The sequence below is a fragment of the Nonomuraea phyllanthi genome, from assembly GCF_006334985.2.
GTDB lineage: Bacteria > Actinomycetota > Actinomycetes > Streptosporangiales > Streptosporangiaceae > Nonomuraea > Nonomuraea phyllanthi.
In genome coordinates, this window is record NZ_VDLX02000002.1 from 579,271 (window position 1) to 594,558 (window position 15,288).

General features: G+C 72.7%; 15 protein-coding genes. 7 read left to right on the forward strand and 8 right to left on the reverse strand.

Annotated elements, in window-relative coordinates; translation table 11 throughout:
- Positions 1–19: 19 nt before the first annotated feature.
- The 3 genes from FH608_RS08190 (at position 20) to FH608_RS08200 (ending at position 1,944) form a co-directional block, all read left to right on the forward strand.
- Positions 20–598 (forward strand): TetR/AcrR family transcriptional regulator, encoded by a 579-nt coding sequence (locus FH608_RS08190; RefSeq protein ID WP_139629738.1) that lies wholly within the window; start codon positions 20–22, stop codon positions 596–598.
- Between the two features lie 19 nt (positions 599–617).
- The gene (locus FH608_RS08195) at positions 618–1,376 is read left to right on the forward strand and encodes an SDR family NAD(P)-dependent oxidoreductase (protein ID WP_226899137.1); all 759 of its coding nucleotides are present in this window, start codon (positions 618–620) and stop codon (positions 1,374–1,376) included.
- Positions 1,377–1,473: 97 nt separating this feature from the next.
- Complete coding sequence (locus FH608_RS08200; protein ID WP_139629740.1) at positions 1,474–1,944, forward strand: carboxymuconolactone decarboxylase family protein; 471 nt, start codon at positions 1,474–1,476, stop codon at positions 1,942–1,944.
- 66 nt (positions 1,945–2,010) lie between these two features.
- On the opposite strand, the gene FH608_RS08205 is transcribed toward FH608_RS08200, so the two are convergent.
- Entirely contained in the window at positions 2,011–3,525 is a 1,515-nt protein-coding gene (locus FH608_RS08205) for a golvesin C-terminal-like domain-containing protein (RefSeq protein WP_139629741.1), read from the reverse strand.
- A gap of 251 nt (positions 3,526–3,776) precedes the next feature.
- Between FH608_RS08205 and FH608_RS08210 the strand changes: the two genes are divergently transcribed.
- Positions 3,777–5,735, forward strand: a complete 1,959-nt coding sequence (locus tag FH608_RS08210; RefSeq protein ID WP_139629742.1) for a family 10 glycosylhydrolase — start codon at positions 3,777–3,779, stop codon at positions 5,733–5,735.
- Between the two features lie 57 nt (positions 5,736–5,792).
- Positions 5,793–6,872: a sensor histidine kinase gene (locus tag FH608_RS08215; RefSeq protein WP_139629743.1), complete on the forward strand. Its 1,080-nt coding sequence runs from the start codon at positions 5,793–5,795 to the stop codon at positions 6,870–6,872.
- A gap of 12 nt (positions 6,873–6,884) precedes the next feature.
- Here the strand turns inward: FH608_RS08215 and FH608_RS08220 are convergent, their stop codons facing one another.
- The 6 genes from FH608_RS08220 to FH608_RS08245 are packed head-to-tail and all read right to left on the reverse strand — an operon-like array spanning position 6,885 to position 11,950.
- On the reverse strand, positions 6,885–7,838 hold the full coding sequence (locus FH608_RS08220; protein ID WP_193318297.1) for an ABC transporter substrate-binding protein: 954 nt from the start codon (positions 7,836–7,838) through the stop codon (positions 6,885–6,887).
- Positions 7,839–7,889: 51 nt separating this feature from the next.
- The gene (locus FH608_RS08225) at positions 7,890–9,302 is read right to left on the reverse strand and encodes a pyridoxal phosphate-dependent decarboxylase family protein (protein WP_139629745.1); all 1,413 of its coding nucleotides are present in this window, start codon (positions 9,300–9,302) and stop codon (positions 7,890–7,892) included.
- Positions 9,299–10,621, reverse strand: coding sequence for an MFS transporter (locus tag FH608_RS08230; RefSeq protein WP_139629746.1), 1,323 nt, complete (start codon positions 10,619–10,621; stop codon positions 9,299–9,301). The genes FH608_RS08225 and FH608_RS08230 overlap by 4 nt, the downstream gene beginning before the upstream one ends.
- Positions 10,618–11,247: a TetR/AcrR family transcriptional regulator gene (locus FH608_RS08235; RefSeq protein ID WP_139629747.1), complete on the reverse strand. Its 630-nt coding sequence runs from the start codon at positions 11,245–11,247 to the stop codon at positions 10,618–10,620. Before FH608_RS08235 ends, FH608_RS08230 begins: the two co-directional genes overlap by 4 nt.
- A 53-nt stretch (positions 11,248–11,300) precedes the next feature.
- The gene (locus FH608_RS08240) at positions 11,301–11,714 is read right to left on the reverse strand and encodes a hypothetical protein (RefSeq protein ID WP_139629748.1); all 414 of its coding nucleotides are present in this window, start codon (positions 11,712–11,714) and stop codon (positions 11,301–11,303) included.
- A gap of 50 nt (positions 11,715–11,764) precedes the next feature.
- The gene (locus tag FH608_RS08245; protein WP_139629749.1) at positions 11,765–11,950 is read right to left on the reverse strand and encodes a hypothetical protein; all 186 of its coding nucleotides are present in this window, start codon (positions 11,948–11,950) and stop codon (positions 11,765–11,767) included.
- Between the two features lie 152 nt (positions 11,951–12,102).
- Between FH608_RS08245 and FH608_RS08250 the strand changes: the two genes are divergently transcribed.
- Complete coding sequence (locus FH608_RS08250) at positions 12,103–13,065, forward strand: NAD(P)H-dependent flavin oxidoreductase (RefSeq protein WP_226899139.1); 963 nt, start codon at positions 12,103–12,105, stop codon at positions 13,063–13,065.
- Between the two features lie 170 nt (positions 13,066–13,235).
- On the forward strand, positions 13,236–14,057 hold the full coding sequence (locus tag FH608_RS08255) for an SAM-dependent methyltransferase (protein WP_139629750.1): 822 nt from the start codon (positions 13,236–13,238) through the stop codon (positions 14,055–14,057).
- On the opposite strand, the gene FH608_RS08260 is transcribed toward FH608_RS08255, so the two are convergent.
- Complete coding sequence (locus tag FH608_RS08260) at positions 14,044–15,189, reverse strand: FAD-dependent monooxygenase (protein WP_139629751.1); 1,146 nt, start codon at positions 15,187–15,189, stop codon at positions 14,044–14,046. The genes FH608_RS08255 and FH608_RS08260 overlap by 14 nt on opposite strands.
- Positions 15,190–15,288: the final 99 nt, after the last annotated feature.

The following is a 15,288-nucleotide window of genomic DNA, read 5'->3' on the forward strand; positions in this document are numbered from 1 at the left end:
AATGTGCTAGCTTCCTGCCATGGCGAGGAGCAAGGAGTTCGACCCCGAGGTCGCGCTGCAGCGGGCCCTGGAGCTGTTCTGGGAGCGCGGCTACGAGGCCACGTCGATGGCGGACCTCGTGGAGCGGCTCGGGGTCGCGCGGGCGAGCCTCTACGCGACGTTCGGCGGCAAGCGGGAGCTCTACCTCGCCGCGCTGGAGCGCTACCTGGCGCAGCACGACGTGGTCGGGCCGCTGTCCCAGCCGGGGCCCGCGCTGCCCGCCGTCCGGGCGTTCCTCGACTCCTACGTCGCGGAGTGCCTGGCCGACGAGGCGCGGCGGGGCTGCATGGTGGTGAACACGGCGGTGGAGTTCGGCTCGCGCGACGCCGTCGTGTCGCGCAAGGTCGCGGCGAGCTGGGCCGAGCTGGAGACCGCGCTGGCCACCGCCCTCGTCAGGGCGCGCGCCCAGGGGGAGATCCCGGAGGGCAAGGACCCGCGCGCGCTGGCCGGGTTCCTGCTCGTGCTGATCCAGGGCGTCAGGGTGCTCGGCAGGGCCGACCCCGACCCGCGCCGGCTGCGTGCCGCGGTGGACCAGGCCATGGCCGCCGTACAAAATTGAGAACGATTGGTCTTGAATTATGAACCGTTTCGCAGGCAAGGTCGCCGTGGTCACCGGCGCGAGCGGGGTGCTGGGGCGGGCCGCCGCCCTGGCGTACGCGCGTGAGGGCGCGGCGGTGCTGGCCGCCGGGCGCGACGCCGCCAGGCTGGCCGGGGTCGTGAAGCTCATCGAGGAGGGCGGAGGGCGGGTGAGCGCCTTCGCCGTGGACGTCACCGACTCGGCCGAGGTGGCCGCCATGGTCGAGGCCGCCGTCTCCCGGTACGGCGGGCTGCACGTGGCGCTCAACGCGGCCGGCGTCTTCGGCGCGCTGGCGCCGCTGGCCGACTACGACGAGGACACCTGGGACCAGGTGCTGGCGGTCAACCTCACGGGCACGTTCCTGTCGATGAAGCACGAGATCGGGCACATGCGCGCGCACGGCGGCGGGGTGATCGTCAACGTGGCCTCCAACGTGGGCGCGCACTGGCGGCTGCCCGGCGCGGCCGCGTACGCCGCCTCGAAGGCCGCGGTGAGCTTCCTGACCCGCACCGCCGCCCGCGACCACATCGCCGACGGGGTGCGCGTCAACGCCGTCAGCCCGGGGCCGATCGACTCGCCCATGTCGATGCGGCCCGGCGAGACCAGGGAGGAGCGCGACGAGCGCATGAAGGGCGCGCTGCCGATCGGCCGGGTGGCCACGCCCGAGGAGGTGGCCGCCGCCGCGCTGTGGCTGTCGTCGGAGGAGTCCGCCTTCGTCGTGGGTCAGGACCACGTGGTCGACGGGGGAGCCACCGCCTGAGCAGGGAGACGTACGTCACAGTCGTCGAAAGCTGTCACGTCTCGCCGCTCCGCCGCGTCATTGCTGTGTAACCGCCAACACGGCAAGGGAGAAGATCATGGAAGCCCGTCTCAACGCGTTCGGCAACGCGCTCGTCGGCAAGTACCTGAAGCACATCAACTCGGCCGGCAAGGTCATCGCCGACTCGACGCTGCCGGCCGCCACGCAGGAACTCGTGAAGATCCGTGCCAGCCAGATCAACGGCTGCGGCTTCTGCCTCGACATGCACACCAAGGACGCCGCGGCGGCGGGGGAGACCCAGCAGCGTCTCAACCTCGTCGCGGCCTGGCGGGAGGCGAAGGTCTTCACCGAGGCCGAGCGGGCCGCCCTGGAGCTCGCCGAGCAGGGCACCCGTCTCGCCGACGGCGGCGGTGTCAGCGACGAGGCCTGGGCGAACGCCGCCAAGCACTACGACGAGGACCAGCTCGCCGCGCTGGTGGGGATCATCGCCGTCATCAACGCATACAACCGCCTGAACGTCATCACCCAGCAGCCCGCCGGCGACTACCAGCCCGGCATGTTCGGATGACGCTGCGGAACGAGGGAATGCCCGCGCCCCTTGGAGGATGGGGGCGCGGGCCGTACGGGGGACGCGTCAGAGCCGGCTGATGCGGATCGCGTCGGCGATCACATAGCCCGTCCCGGCGGTCCAGCGGCTCACGCCGACGGCGTCGTAGGTGCCGGCGTTGAGCGAGAAGGTGCCGATGCTGCGCCAGGCTCCTCCGCCCGAGCGCTGGTCGACGTAGACGGTCTTGTTGCCGCTCGACGTCGCCACGATGTAGGGCGCCGAGCTGTTGTAGCCGGGATCGTCCGGATACCAGACCTCGACGCGGTACGTGCCCGCGCTCGGAATGGAGGCCTGGTACCACGCCGGGTCGCTGGCCGAGACCGGGTCGGCGAAGCGGTAGTCGGCGCCGTAGCGCTGGCTGGAGTAGCTGGAGGTGCCCCAGTTCGCGCTGGCGGTGAACTGCCCGGACGTGCTGTTGTCGACGGTCGTGGACCACGACGGGGTGCCGCCACCGGTCACGTAGTTCATGTACGTGGTCCAGTTCCAGTACGAACCCGGGTCGGTGTGGTCGGCGCCGGGGACCTGGTTGTGCCCGATGATGTGGGTCCGGTCCTTCGGGATGCCGTACTTGTCGCAGATCGCCTTGGTCAGGGCCGCGGAGGCCCGGTACATCGCGTCGGTGAACCACGAGGCGTCGCTGACGTAGCCCTCGTGCTCGATCCCGATGGACCTGGTGTTGTAGGTCCAGTTGCCGGCGTGCCAGGCGATGTCCTTCTCCCGCACCATCTGGGTGATGGCGCCGTTGGAGGACTTGACCACGTAGTGGGCGGAGACCTGCGCGCTGGGGTTCTGGAACCACGAGATGGTGCCCGCGTACGAGCCCTGCGTGACGTGGATGACCACCCGGTCGATGGCGTAGCTCGACGGGCGGCTGGACGAGGTGTAGTTGCTGGAGCTGGCGGCCACCCAGGCCGCCGGCGGGTAGTCGGTGCTGGCGATCTCGGCCTGCCCGCTCAGGTCTCTGGCCTTGGCGTACGCGCCGCGGTCGGCGGTGACCTCCTGCGGCTTGACCTGCACGCCGCGGGTGTCGATGCCGAGGCCGAGCTGCTCGTACACGGCGTCGGCGTACAGGCGGGCGAGGTCGGCGGAGGCGGCGTTGCCGTACTTGGCCACGGCCTCGTACCAGCGGCCGAGGTCCTTCCTGGCGCTCTCGTCGAGGCCCAGCGCGTCGGCCTGCGCGCGCAGCACGGCCGCGCCGCCGAGGATGTTGGCCTCGTCGTCGGCCTTCAGCCGGTCGACCGGCAGCTTGGTGAGCTCGGCGGCCTTCTCGAGCGAGTGGTTGGTCGGGTTGCTGACCAGGTGCATGACGCCGTAGCCGCCGCTGGCGCTGGGCTCGCCCTTGTGGCCGTCGAGGTGGGTCTCGGCGTAGGCGAGCGCGACCAGCAGGTCGCGGGGGACTTCCTGCGCGGCCGCCGCCTTGGCGAACGCGTCTTCGAGCGGGTTCTCCTCGGCCGCCGCCATGGCCGGTTGGCCTGCGACGATGAGGAGGACGGCGAGGATCGAGGTGGCGAGGGCGGCTAATCGCGTGCGGGCGAGCGTCATGAGTGCTCCTCGATTCATAAGGGTGACGGCTGCACCGTAAGACATCTCCTGACTTATGTCGATAATTGACATTACTCACGTGTTAGGTGAAGATTTTCGCCCCCGCGTCACGCGCCTCTCCCGCCGTCCTGGGTCGCGTCCTTCTGGGGGAGGGGGCGCGGCGCGGGCCACCTGGGGCGCCGCGGATTTGGGCCCCGTGGAAGCCATGAAGACTATTGCGCTTTCACGTGATCCCGCTGAAACTTCCTTTCGTGACCGCGCTCCTGCGTACCGTCCTGGCGGCGCTCACCGCCGCACTCGTCACCGTCGTGGCCCCCACCTCCTCCCCGGCAGCCGCCGCCGCGGCCTGCTCGACCGACCTCGCCACCCCGAAGCGGCAGCTCAGGGCCATGTGGATCTCCTCCGTCGCCAACATCGACTGGCCCAGCCGCACCGGGCTGAGCGTGTCGGCGCAGCAGTCGGAGTTCCGGGCGTGGCTGGACCTGGCCGTGCGCAACCGCATGAACGCCGTGATGGTGCAGGTCAGGCCCACGGCCGACGCGTTCTGGCCCTCGCCGTACGAGCCGTGGTCGCAGTGGCTGACGGGCACGCAGGGCAGGAACCCCGGCTACGACCCGCTGGCCTTCATGGTCAGCGAGGCGCACGCCCGCAACCTGGAGCTCCACGCCTGGTTCAACCCGTACCGGATCGCCAACCACGACGACCCGAGCCGGCTGGTGTCCACGCATCCGGCGCGGCAGCACCCCGACTGGCGCTTCGCGTACGGCGGGAAGCTCTACTACAACCCCGGCATCCCGGAGGTGCGCGACTTCATCGAGGACGCGATCATGGACGCCGTCTCCCGGTACGACGTGGACGGCGTGCACCTCGACGACTACTTCTACCCCTATCCGGTCAGCGGCCAGAGCATCCCCGACGCCGACACGTACGACCGCTACGGCGGCTCGTTCGGCAACGTCGGCGACTGGCGGCGCGACAACGTCAACCTCCTCGTACGCGAGCTCGACCAGCGCATCCACGCGACCAAGCCGCACGTGGCGTTCGGGATCAGCCCGTTCGGGATCTGGCGCAACGCCGCGACGGACCCGCTCGGCTCGCGGACCTCGGGCCTGCAGTCGTACGACGCGATCTACGCCGACAGCCGGCAGTGGGTGAAGCAGGGTTGGGTCGACTACCTGGCGCCCCAGATCTACTGGCACATCGGCTTCTCCACGGCCGCGTACGAGGTGCTCACCGCCTGGTGGTCCGACGTGGTGCGGGGCACCGGCGTGCAACTCGTGGTCGGCCAGGCCGCCTACCGCGCGGGCGCATCCGGGCAGGACGCGGCCTGGCAGGACCCGGCGGAGCTGAGCGACCACCTGACCGACAACCGGAGCCATCCCGAGGTGGCCGGGGACGTGTTCTTCAGCGCGAAGGACGTCAGGGCGGACCGGATCGGCGCCATCACGCGGCTGGTGAACACCCACTACACCCGGCCCGCGCTGCTGCCGGCCCGGGGATCGTCGGCCGCGCCGTCCGCGCCCGCCATCACCTCGGCCGTCCCGGGCTCGAACGGCGTCCAGCTGGCCTGGACCGGCTCCGGCACGTCGTACGCGGTGTACCGGGTGGACGGCACGCCCTCCACAGCTGACCCGTGCTTCTTCGCCGACGCCGCGAACCTGGTCACGACCACGCGGCAGAAGTCCTTCACCGACACCGGCGCGCCCTCGGGCGCCTCCACCTACTACGTCACCGCCCTCAGCAGGACGCACCAGGAGAGCGCGCCGAGCGCCGGCAGGGCCGTGGGCACGCCGGGCGGCGGCGGGTTCAGCGTGGTGATCGACAACACCGACTCCGGCTTCACCGCCAGCACGAACTGGGGCACGTCCAGCTATTCCGGGCAGCGGTACGGCGCCGACTACCGCTTCGCGGACCCCGTGTCCGCGAGCGATCCCGCGTGGTACCGCGCGGCCATCCCCAGCGCGGGCAGCTACCGGGTGGAGGTGTGGTATCCGGCCAACGCGGGATACAACAGCGCGGCCCCGTACATCGTGGCGACCTCCGCCGGGAACCAGACGGTCAGCGTGGACCAGCGCACCGGGGGCGGGCAGTGGCGGGTGCTGGGGACGTACCAGCTGGCGGCGGGGACGTACAACGTGGTGGGGGTGAGCCGCTGGACGTCCACGACGGGCTACGTCATCGCCGACGCGGTCCGCATCACCCGGATCTGACAGCCTCTGTTGCGGCGGAGGCTGGGCAGGGCTGACACGTGATCGTACGATGAGGCGGTGGAGGGTGCCCGCCCGCGGCCGGTCGACGCGGTCGCGGTCCTGGTCGCGGCGGCCTTGACGACGGCGACCGGCTATCCGGCCCCGGTCCTCCTCGTGCTGGTGGCGGCGGCCGTGCCGCTTCTGTGGACGCGCGGCCATCCCCTCGCCGTGGCGTGGGTCAGCGCCGGCACGGCGATCGTGCTGCCCCTGTCGGCCGTGCTCTGGGCCGTCCCGCCGCCGGCGGCCGGGACGCCGATCTGGCCGCCCGCGTGCGTGTTCGCCGCCTACGGCGCGATGGCGTACGCGGCGGACCGCGGCGTGCGGCGCTGGCTGCCGGTGATCGTGCTCTCCCTCGCCGTCCTGGCGCTGCCCGGCCGGTCGGAGCTGGTCCTCCGCACCGAGGCGGCCATCGCCCTGGCCACCCTGTACGGCATGTACGTGGCTGTCAACGACCGCCTCCGCCGCGAGCTGGCCGAACGCGCCGAGCGGGTGGAGCGCGAGCGGCTGGCGGGCGAGATGCACGACGTCGTCACCCACCGGGTCAGCCGCATGGTGTTACGCGCCGGGTCGCTGGCCATGTCCGCGGGCGACGAGCGCGGCCGGGCGGTCGCGGAGGAGATCAGGGCGATCGGATGCGAGGCGCTGGACGAGCTGCGGCACATGGTCGCGCTGCTGCGGCGCGGCACCGGGGAGGGCTTCGACCTGGGGCTGCCGCTGCCCGACCTCCGGCCGCTCGTCACCGAGTCCGCCCGCGCCGGACAGTCCGTGGAGCTGGTGGTGGACGGGACGCCGGTGCCGGTCTCCGGCGTGGTGGGGCGCACGGCGTACGTGCTGGTCCAGGAGGCACTCGCCGACGTCGGCAAGTACGCGCCCGGGGCCGAGGTGCGGGTGCGGGTCGCCTACCTTCCCGGAGAGGTGCGGATCCACGTGCGCAACACCCCCGGCCGGCCGGACGCCTGGATCACGGCCGGCGACTGGGGGCTGGGGCTGGCGGACCTGCGCGAGCGGGTGAAGCTGGCGGGCGGCACGCTGGAGAGCGGCGGCGACGGCGCGGGCGGCTTCCGCATCGAGGCCACCTTCCCCACGTCCCCGCAGTGAGCGGAGCGCCGGTCACACCGCGACGGGCCCGCCTTCGCCCCAGCGGGTCAGCACCGTGCGGTGGCCGGTCTGGCGGCCGGTGCGCGGGTCGATCGCGAAGTCGCCGAACAGGGTGGAGGTCTCCAGCCCGGCCACGACAGCACGCAGCTCCGCCCGGGAGTGGCCGCCCGCCAGGTCCGCGCAGTGGGTCGCGAGGATCGCGGCGGCGACCGCCTGCACCGCCGGGTAGCTGGGCGGCTCGCCGGTCCTGTCCTGGTAGGCGGCCACGAACTCCCGCTCGGAGACCCCCAGGGCCGCATGGTGCCCGCCGCCGGGGAACCACTGCCCGACGCCGTAGATCCCGCGCGGATCGTCGACGGCCGACGCGAACTCCCGCACCCCCGCCGCTACGGCGCAGACGGCCGGGGAGTGGCGGGCGCGCTTGACCAGCTCGACGTCCTCCTCGAAGGATCCGGCGCAGAACAGGTTCCAGCCGTCCTCGACGGGGCCGCCGTGGACCACCGGGATGCCGTGCTCGTGGGCGGCCCGCGAGGCGCCCTCCGCCGCCTGCCGGGCGAAGCCGCCCTTGCCGTGCACGATCCGGAGCGTGCTGCGGTCGCCGGTCTCCGCGAGATGGCGGACGAACGGCTCGGCGTACCGGCTCGCCGGGGTCGGCACCGACACGACGTGCCGGGGATGCGCCGTCTGGACGTCGTCGCCCGCGCCGCCGTGGTTCCAGATCAGGCGGTCCAGCGCCGTCGCGATGTCACCTGCCCTGCGCATGAGCAGCGTCGAGTACGGCCCCAGCAGAAGGTCGCACCGCCCCGCGAGCCGGGGGAGCACCACGTCGAGGGAGCGCGGCTCGCCGTGGTCGTCCTCGATGAGCAGGTCCACGGACGGGCGCAGGCGCTGCCACACCTCAAGGCCGAGCCGGACCTGCGCGCCGAACATGGCAAGCCGGCCGGACAGCGATACGGGCGCTCCCACACAGACCATGCCCGTCCCGTTCCCACGCAGGTCAGGGCCATTCGCCGGGCGTCAGCCGTACAGGGTGGACAGGAACCGGACGAGCACCGCCTCCCTGGCGGCCGCGGGCAGCGCGTCCAGGATCGTGTTGACCACCGCCATCTCCGGCTGCCCCTTGCCCGGACGCAGGTCCACGCCGACCGACGCGGCCAGTTCGGCGAACGTCGCGTCGTCGAGCGCCGCCAGGTCCATGCCCGCCACCAGCTCCACCAGCCCGTCGGGCAGCACGACCGGGCCCCGCCGCCGGGCGGCGCCGGCCGACTCGGCGATCACCTTCAGCAGGGCCTCGACCCCGGCCAGCGTCACGCCGGTGACCGTGATGTGCAGGTTCGCCGGGATGCCGGCGTAGGAGAGCTGCGGCTGCAGGAACCAGCCCCGCGCCCGCGCCTCGTCCGCCAGCACGAACACGTCGATCCCGTCCCCGGCGAACGCCACCAGCGACGACTCCGGCTCTCCCAGCACCCGCAGCCCGGGGATCGCCGCGATCCCCTCGCGCAGCCGGAGCGTCGCCTCCAGCGCGTTGCGCCCCAGCTCCAGGTAGCCCTCGCGGCCCAGCGCCGCCAGGGTCGCCCAGGCGCCGCCGAGCGGCCCCGCCGACCTGGAGCTCTGCACGGTCGCGTTGATGATCGTGTAGCCGGGCCAGGCGGCCGAGGCGAAGTACGCCCTGCGGCGCATCGCGGGGTCGGCGAAGAGCACGACGGAGGCGCCCTTGGGGGCGTACCCGAACTTGTGCAGGTCGCAGGAGAGCGAGGTGACCCCCGGCACCGACAGGTCGAACGGCGGCACCGTGGCGCCCGCCTCGCGCAGCCACGGCAGCAGCCACCCGCCGACGCACGCGTCCACGTGGCACGGCACGCCCGCCGCCGCGGCCGCGGCCGCGACCTCCTCGATCGGGTCGATCACGCCCTGGGGATAGGACGGCGCGGAGGCGACGACCAGGATCGTGTCCTCGTCGATCGCCCGTGCCACGTCGGAGGCCCGCACCCGGTACGTCTCCAGGTCCACGGGCACGGCCACGACCTCGACGCCCAGGTAGTGCGCCGCCTTGTGGAAGGCGGGGTGGGCCGTCACGGGCAGCACCAGCTTCGGGGCGGCCTTCGCCGCGGCGTCGCGGGCGGCCTTGACCGCCAGCATGATCGACTCGGTGCCGCCGCTGGTGAAGATGCCGTGGCCGCCGCCGAGCAGGTCCGCGACCGCGCCGACGACCTGCCGCTCCATCTCGACCACGCTGGGGAACGCGGTCGGGTCGAGGCAGTTGACCTCCAGCATCTCGGCGTACGCCCGCGCCGCCGCCTCGTGCACCTCGGGCCGGCCGGTGTCGTAGACGTAGGCGGTCACCTGGCCGCCGCGCACCGGCAGGTCGTGCTCCTTGAGCCGGGTCACCTCCGCCAGCAGGTCCTCGACGGTCCGTCCTTCCAGGTTCACGCGGTCTCCTTCGCGAGTCGGCCGTACCAGGCCACGAACGGCAGGCTGATGAGCATGAGCAGGGCGGGCAGCGCGGTGAACCCGAGCAGCAGCCCGGTCAGCGCCTCCGGCGGCTGCGCGACGGGCGACTCGACCGGCGCGGAGGCGAACCCCGAGACGGCCAGCACCAGCGCGAACAGCCCGGGCCCGAGCGCCAGGCCGGCGGTCTCGCCCGCCGTCCACAGGCCGGTGAACGCGCCCGCCTGCGCGTGCCCCGTACGCGGGGCGTCGGCGTGCACCGTGTCGGGCAGCAGCGACAGCGGCAGCAGCTGCAGCGCGGCGTAGCAGACGCCGGCCAGCGCGGTCAGCGCCAGCGTGGCCACCAGGGCGCCGGCGGCGATCGCCGGGACCAGGGCGAGCGCGACCGCGCAGAAGCCGGCGGAGGCGGCCAGGTAGCAGCGCACCGGACCGTAATTCCTGGACAGCCGGGCCCAGCCGGGCACCGCGAGCATGCTGGGCCCGACCAGGCAGACGAACATCACCGACGTCAGGCCGTAGTCGCCCAGCCGGTACGACGCCACGTACGGGGCGCCCGCCAGCATCACGGCCACCGCCAGCGCCTGCGTCACGAACGCGGCGAGCAGCGCGAAGAACGGCACGTTGCCCCTGGCCAGGCGGAAGGCGGCCACGGGGCCGAGCTGCGCGGGGCCCGGCCTGGACGGCACCCAGCGCGTGGCGAGCACCGCCGCGACCAGTGCCGCCCCCATCACGACGCCGACGACGACGCCCATGACGGCGTATCCCTGCCTGCCGCCGCCCGCCAGGTCGACGATCGCGGGTGCGAGGCCGCCCGCGACCAGGATGCCGACGGTCAGGCACACCACCCGCCACGACATGATCTTCGTGCGCTCTTGCCGGCTCGGCGACATCTCGGTCGGCAGGGCCACGTACGGGACCTGGAAACAGGCGAACGCGCTGGCCGCCAGCAGGAACGCCACCCCCGACCAGGCCGCGCCGGGCAGGTCGCCGGGCACCGCGAACATCAGCGCGAACCCCACCGGCAGCGCCACCGCGCCGGCCGCGAGCAGGCGCGTCCTGCGGCCGGTGCGCACGGCCTCGCGGTCGCTCGCGGCGCCGACCAGCGGGTTCAGCAGCACGTCCCAGACCTTCGGCGCGACCAGCACGAAGCCGGCCAGCGCGGCGGGCACGCCCAGCGTGTCGGTCAGGTAGTAGAGCAGCAGCAGCCCCGGCACGGCGGAGAACACGCCGGTCCCGACGGACCCGATGCCGTACCCCAGTAATCTGCCCGGCCCGAGCGACCGCTCGGCGGCCCGGGTCACCGGGGGTCGCCGGGCAGGCCGAGCGCGCGGTGCGTGCTCAGGTGGAGGTGGGCGCGGAAGCGGCGCAGCGCGGCCCGGTCCCCGGCGGCCCTGCGCCGGCCCTCCGCGTCGAGCACGCCGCCCTTGGCGAACCCGTGCACCGACCAGATGACCGTCCACATGGCGTATTCGAGATCGACGTCGGGGCCGATCAGCCCGCTCTCGACGGCCGGCCGCACCGCGGCGGTCACCGAGGCGACCAGCGGGCGCACGTACTGGCGCTCCAGCTCCGTGATGTCGCTGGCGTCGGAGAGCCAGCGGTGCATCCACAGGGCCGGCACCTCGGGGTTGTCCACGCAGAAGTCGAGGTAGTCGTCCAGCAGCCGGTGGATGGCCGCGACCGGGTCGTCACCGGGCAGCCGGGCGAGCGCCAGGTCCAGGGCCGCCTTCTCGGCCCGGTGGGCGCGCTCCATGACGGCGAGATAGAGCTCCCGCTTGCCGCCCACGTGGTAGCTGACGGTGGCGATGTTCAGGCCGGCGGCCTCGGCGATCTGGCGGGTGGAGGTGCCGTCGTAGCCGAGCGCGGCGAACAGCTGCGTCGCGACCTTGAGGATCAGCCCGGCCTGTCCGCTCTCCGCAGGTGTCATGCGACCGACGGTAGCCGTACTCCCGATTCCCGGTCAATCGCTTGATGGAAGGCTTACCGGTACTTTTCCATGAGGCGGTCCAACTCCTCCACCACCGGCCGCCAGCTGGGCGGCAGCGAGTAGCGGGTGGCGCGGCGGCCGCCGTACGCCAGCGTGTACGCCAGGAAGTCGGCCCCCATCGGGCGCGGCTCGGACGGGCCGATCGTCACATCCTTGAGATACGCCAGGAGCCTGCGGCGCTCCTCGCCGGTCAGGCACCTGCGGACGGCCGGCTTCGCCCGGCGGCTCAGCCATGCGCAGCCGTCGCGGTGGACGGCCACGCGGTCGTCGAAACCCGCGAAACCGCCCTGCCTGCGGTAGTCGACGAGCACGTCGTCCTGGTCCTGCACGGCCGCCGCCGGCGGGGTCGCCGACGCGGTCAGCGCCGCCAGGAGCACCGGCAGGAGCACGATTCGCCAGATCCTCATGTCCGTATGACGTACCCCGGCCGTGAACGGCTCAAGAAAAGTGGCTGCGATCAGCCGTCGCGGCACAGCGGCTTGCCGCCCACCACGCACGCGATGTCGTCCAGCTGGCAGCTCAGCAAGGTGCCGTCCATGCCCAGCACGAGCACGAGGTCGCGCCTGGACGGATGAGCCAGCATGACCCTGCCGACCACCCCGTTGTCCAGGACCACGGTCGGACGGCCTGCCGCGTTGTCCATGCCCTCGTGACTCCTCTCAGCTTCCCGGAACGGAACCCGTTCACCACCAGGATGCACAGGTGCGCCCCAAGAGCGCATCGGCCATCCGGTCCTAATTCCGGTCCAGAGGTGAGAAAGACCATGCGAGACTGGCCTGAGCAGGGATTACGGAGGTGGTGATCTTGCACACGTGGCTCACTGAGCGGTTCGGCCTGCGGGTGCCCGTGGTGGGCGCGCCGATGGCCGGGGTGGGCGCGGGCCGGCTGGCCGCCGCCGTCTCCGAGGCGGGCGCGCTCGGCATGATCGGGGTCCCCGCCGCCGCCACGGGCGAGTGGATCGCCGGGGAGGCGGCCGTCGCGGGCGGCGGGCCGTACGGGATCGGGCTCATGGCCTGGGCGCTGCCCGGCAACCCGGCCCAGCTCGACGCCGTGCTGGCGGCCCGGCCGCCGCTGGTCTCGGTGAGCTTCGGGGCGTACGAGCCCTTCGTCGGCGAGCTGCGGCGGGCCGGCATCACGGTCGTCACGCAGGCCGGCACCACCGACGAGGCCCGCGCCGCCGAGCAGGCGGGCGTGGACGCGGTGGTGGCGCGCGGGGCCGAGGCCGGCGGTCACGGGCGCGACGAGGTGGCCACCCTGCCGCTGCTGCAGAGCGTGCTCGACGCCGTGCGCATCCCGGTGCTCGCGGCGGGTGGCATCGCGACCGCGCGCGGGCTCGCCGCCGTGCTGGCCGCCGGCGCCGAAGGGGCGTGGGTCGGCACGGCGTTCATGGGGTGTGTCGAGACCGCGCTCTCCGAGACGGCCGCCAGCCGGGTGCTGGCCGCCGAGGAGACGGGCACCGCGTACGGGCGGGTCTTCGACGTCGCCCAGCGGCTCGCGTGGCCGCCGGAGTTCGGCGGGCGGGCGCTGCGCAACGCGTTCTTCGACCGCTGGAAGGGGCGGGAGGACGAGCTGGCCGCCGACGACTCCGCCAGGGCCGAGCTGGACGCGGCCCGGCGCGCGGGCGACTTCGACACCGCCTACATCTACGCCGGCGAGGCCGTGGGGATGGTGCGCGAGCGGCGCACCGCGGCCGACGTGGTGGCCGGCTTCGCCGCCGCCGGGCGGCTCCTGTCCCGCTTCGCGGCCCCCGGCTCCTGACGGTCCGTGACAGAGACATCACGAACAGTGGCGTCCGCGAGAACGCGTTCTGTTTCGCCTGGCTGGTCATTCTGTTTCGCCCGGTTGATCTCGGCGGGCGCCGGTCTCCGGCCCCGCGCCGCCGAGTAGGATGACGTCCGAGTCGTACGTGTAGAAGGAGACGGCCCCACGTGACCGATCTAGAACGCGTTCCGCCCGGCGTCGACCCCACCGTGCCGAGTTCCGCCCGGGTCTACGACTATCTGCTCGGCGGCAAGGACCACGTCGCGGTCGACCGCGCGGTGGCCGAGAAGCTGCTCGCGGTGGCCCCCGAGACGCGCCAGGTGGCCAGGGCCAACCGCAGGTTCCAGGTCGAGGCCGTGCGCCATCTGGCCGAGCGGGGCGTGCGGCAGTTCATCGATCTCGGCACCGGCATCCCGACCTCGCCGAGCATCCACGAGACCGCCCGCGCGGTCAATCCGGCCTGCCGGGTGATCTACGTCGACTACGACCCGGTGGTGCGGCTGCACGCCCAGGTGCTGCTGGCCGACTCGCCCGGCGTCGCCGGCATCCAGGCCGACCTGCGCCGTCCCGACGACGTGCTGACCGACCCCAGCGTCACCGGCCTGATCGACTTCGAGCAGCCGCTGTGCGTGCTGATGGTCGGCGTGCTGCACTTCGTGATGGACGAGGAGGACCCCGCCGGGCTCGTGGCCGCGTTCAGGGACCGCATGGCGCCCGGCAGCTACCTGGTGGTCTCCCACTCGATGGCGGAGAGCTCGCCCGAGGCGATCGCGCAGCTCACGATGGCCACGGCCGGCACCCCCGCGCAGTCGACGTTCCGCACGCGGGAGCAGGTGCTGCGGCTCTTCGAGGGGTTCGAGCTGATCGGGCCGGGGCTGGTGCCGGTCCAGGACTGGCAGGTGGGCGACGAGGAGCAGCCCGTCCCCCTGCTCGACGACCCGCCGCGGCTGCGGGTGGACGGCGGTGTCGGGCGGCTCAGTAGTCCCTGAGCTGGATGCGGGTGGCGAACTTGTCGGTCATCTTCAGCATCAGGCCGAGCAGGAAGCTCGACTTGAACATCCAGTTCCGCATCCGGATCCCCCTCCGCGTGGCGGGCGCCAGGAAGGAGCCCGCGTTGTTGCCGCTCCTGGCCACCTTGGAGTAGGTGCGCATCAGCTCGTCGTAATGCGCGAACGCCACGCGGTGATCGCCGCCCGCCCGCTTCAGCTCGCCCGCCAGCACGTACGCGCCGACCACGGCCAGGCCGGAGCCGAAGCCGCCCAGGGTGTTGCCGTACGCGGCGTCGCCGAGCAGCACCACGCGGCCCTTGGAGTAGCGGTCCATCCTGACCATGCTGATCGAGTCGAGGTAGACGTCCGTGGAGCGGCGCACCGCCTCCATGAGCGCCGGGACCTGCCAGCCCATGCCGGCGTAGGCGCGGGTCAGGATGTCCTTGTGCCGGCTCTGGTCGTACCTGTCGTATTCGAGGGGCTCGGAGCCGAACACGAAGAACGCGGGCGCCTTCGGCCCGCCGACGGCGGCCATCCTCCCCGGCTCGTTGTACATCCTCGCGACCGGGCCGAAGTCGCCCTCGACGTCGACCAGGGCGTAGTAGTGGCCGAGGAACCTGACGTAGTCGGACTCCGGGCCGAAGGCCAGGCGGCGGACGTTGGAGTGGATGCCGTCCGCCCCCACCACCAGGTCGAACGTGCGGGGCGCCGAGCGCTCGAAGGTGACGTGCACGCCGCCCTCCGTCTCGGTCAGCGAGGTGATCGAGTCGCCGAAGACGTACTCGCAGGTCGCGGCGGTCTTCTCGTACAGGATCTTGGACATGTCGCCGCGGCGGATCTCGAGGTCGCCGCCGGTGAACTCGCCCGGCATCACCGCGAGCCTGCGGCCGTCCGCGTTGACGATCTCCTGGTCGGCGCCGCCGGTCTGGAGCGCCTCCACGTCCTTGAGCACGCCCATGCGGGTCAGGACGGTGCGCTGGGTCTCGCCCTTGAAGTCGACGGCCTGGCCGCCGAGGCGCAGCGACGGGGCCTTCTCGACGACGGTGACGTTGCAGCCGTAGCGGGCGAGCCAGAGGGCGAGGGCGGGGCCGCCGATGGAGGCGCCGGAGATGAGCACGTTGGTGTTCTGCATGTTCCGTAGCTTCGTGACCGGCGCTGACAACGGGGTGACGGCCGGCTGACAACCGCGCCCTGCCCTGTCAGCCGGGACCTGCTGGAGTAGGAGGATCGC

What these genes read in the sequence shown, in the direction of transcription:
- FH608_RS08260 (WP_139629751.1), bottom strand. Translation starts at nt 15,189, where the DNA reads ATGCAGAACACCAACGTGCTCATCTCCGGCGCCTCCATCGGCGGCCCC.
- FH608_RS08195 (WP_226899137.1), top strand. Translation starts at nt 618, where the DNA reads ATGAACCGTTTCGCAGGCAAGGTCGCCGTGGTCACCGGCGCGAGCGGG.
- FH608_RS08245 (WP_139629749.1), bottom strand. Translation starts at nt 11,950, where the DNA reads ATGGACAACGCGGCAGGCCGTCCGACCGTGGTCCTGGACAACGGGGTG.
- FH608_RS08190 (WP_139629738.1), top strand. Translation starts at nt 20, where the DNA reads ATGGCGAGGAGCAAGGAGTTCGACCCCGAGGTCGCGCTGCAGCGGGCC.
- FH608_RS08235 (WP_139629747.1), bottom strand. Translation starts at nt 11,247, where the DNA reads ATGACACCTGCGGAGAGCGGACAGGCCGGGCTGATCCTCAAGGTCGCG.
- FH608_RS08240 (WP_139629748.1), bottom strand. Translation starts at nt 11,714, where the DNA reads ATGAGGATCTGGCGAATCGTGCTCCTGCCGGTGCTCCTGGCGGCGCTG.
- FH608_RS08200 (WP_139629740.1), top strand. Translation starts at nt 1,474, where the DNA reads ATGGAAGCCCGTCTCAACGCGTTCGGCAACGCGCTCGTCGGCAAGTAC.
- FH608_RS08205 (WP_139629741.1), bottom strand. Translation starts at nt 3,525, where the DNA reads ATGACGCTCGCCCGCACGCGATTAGCCGCCCTCGCCACCTCGATCCTC.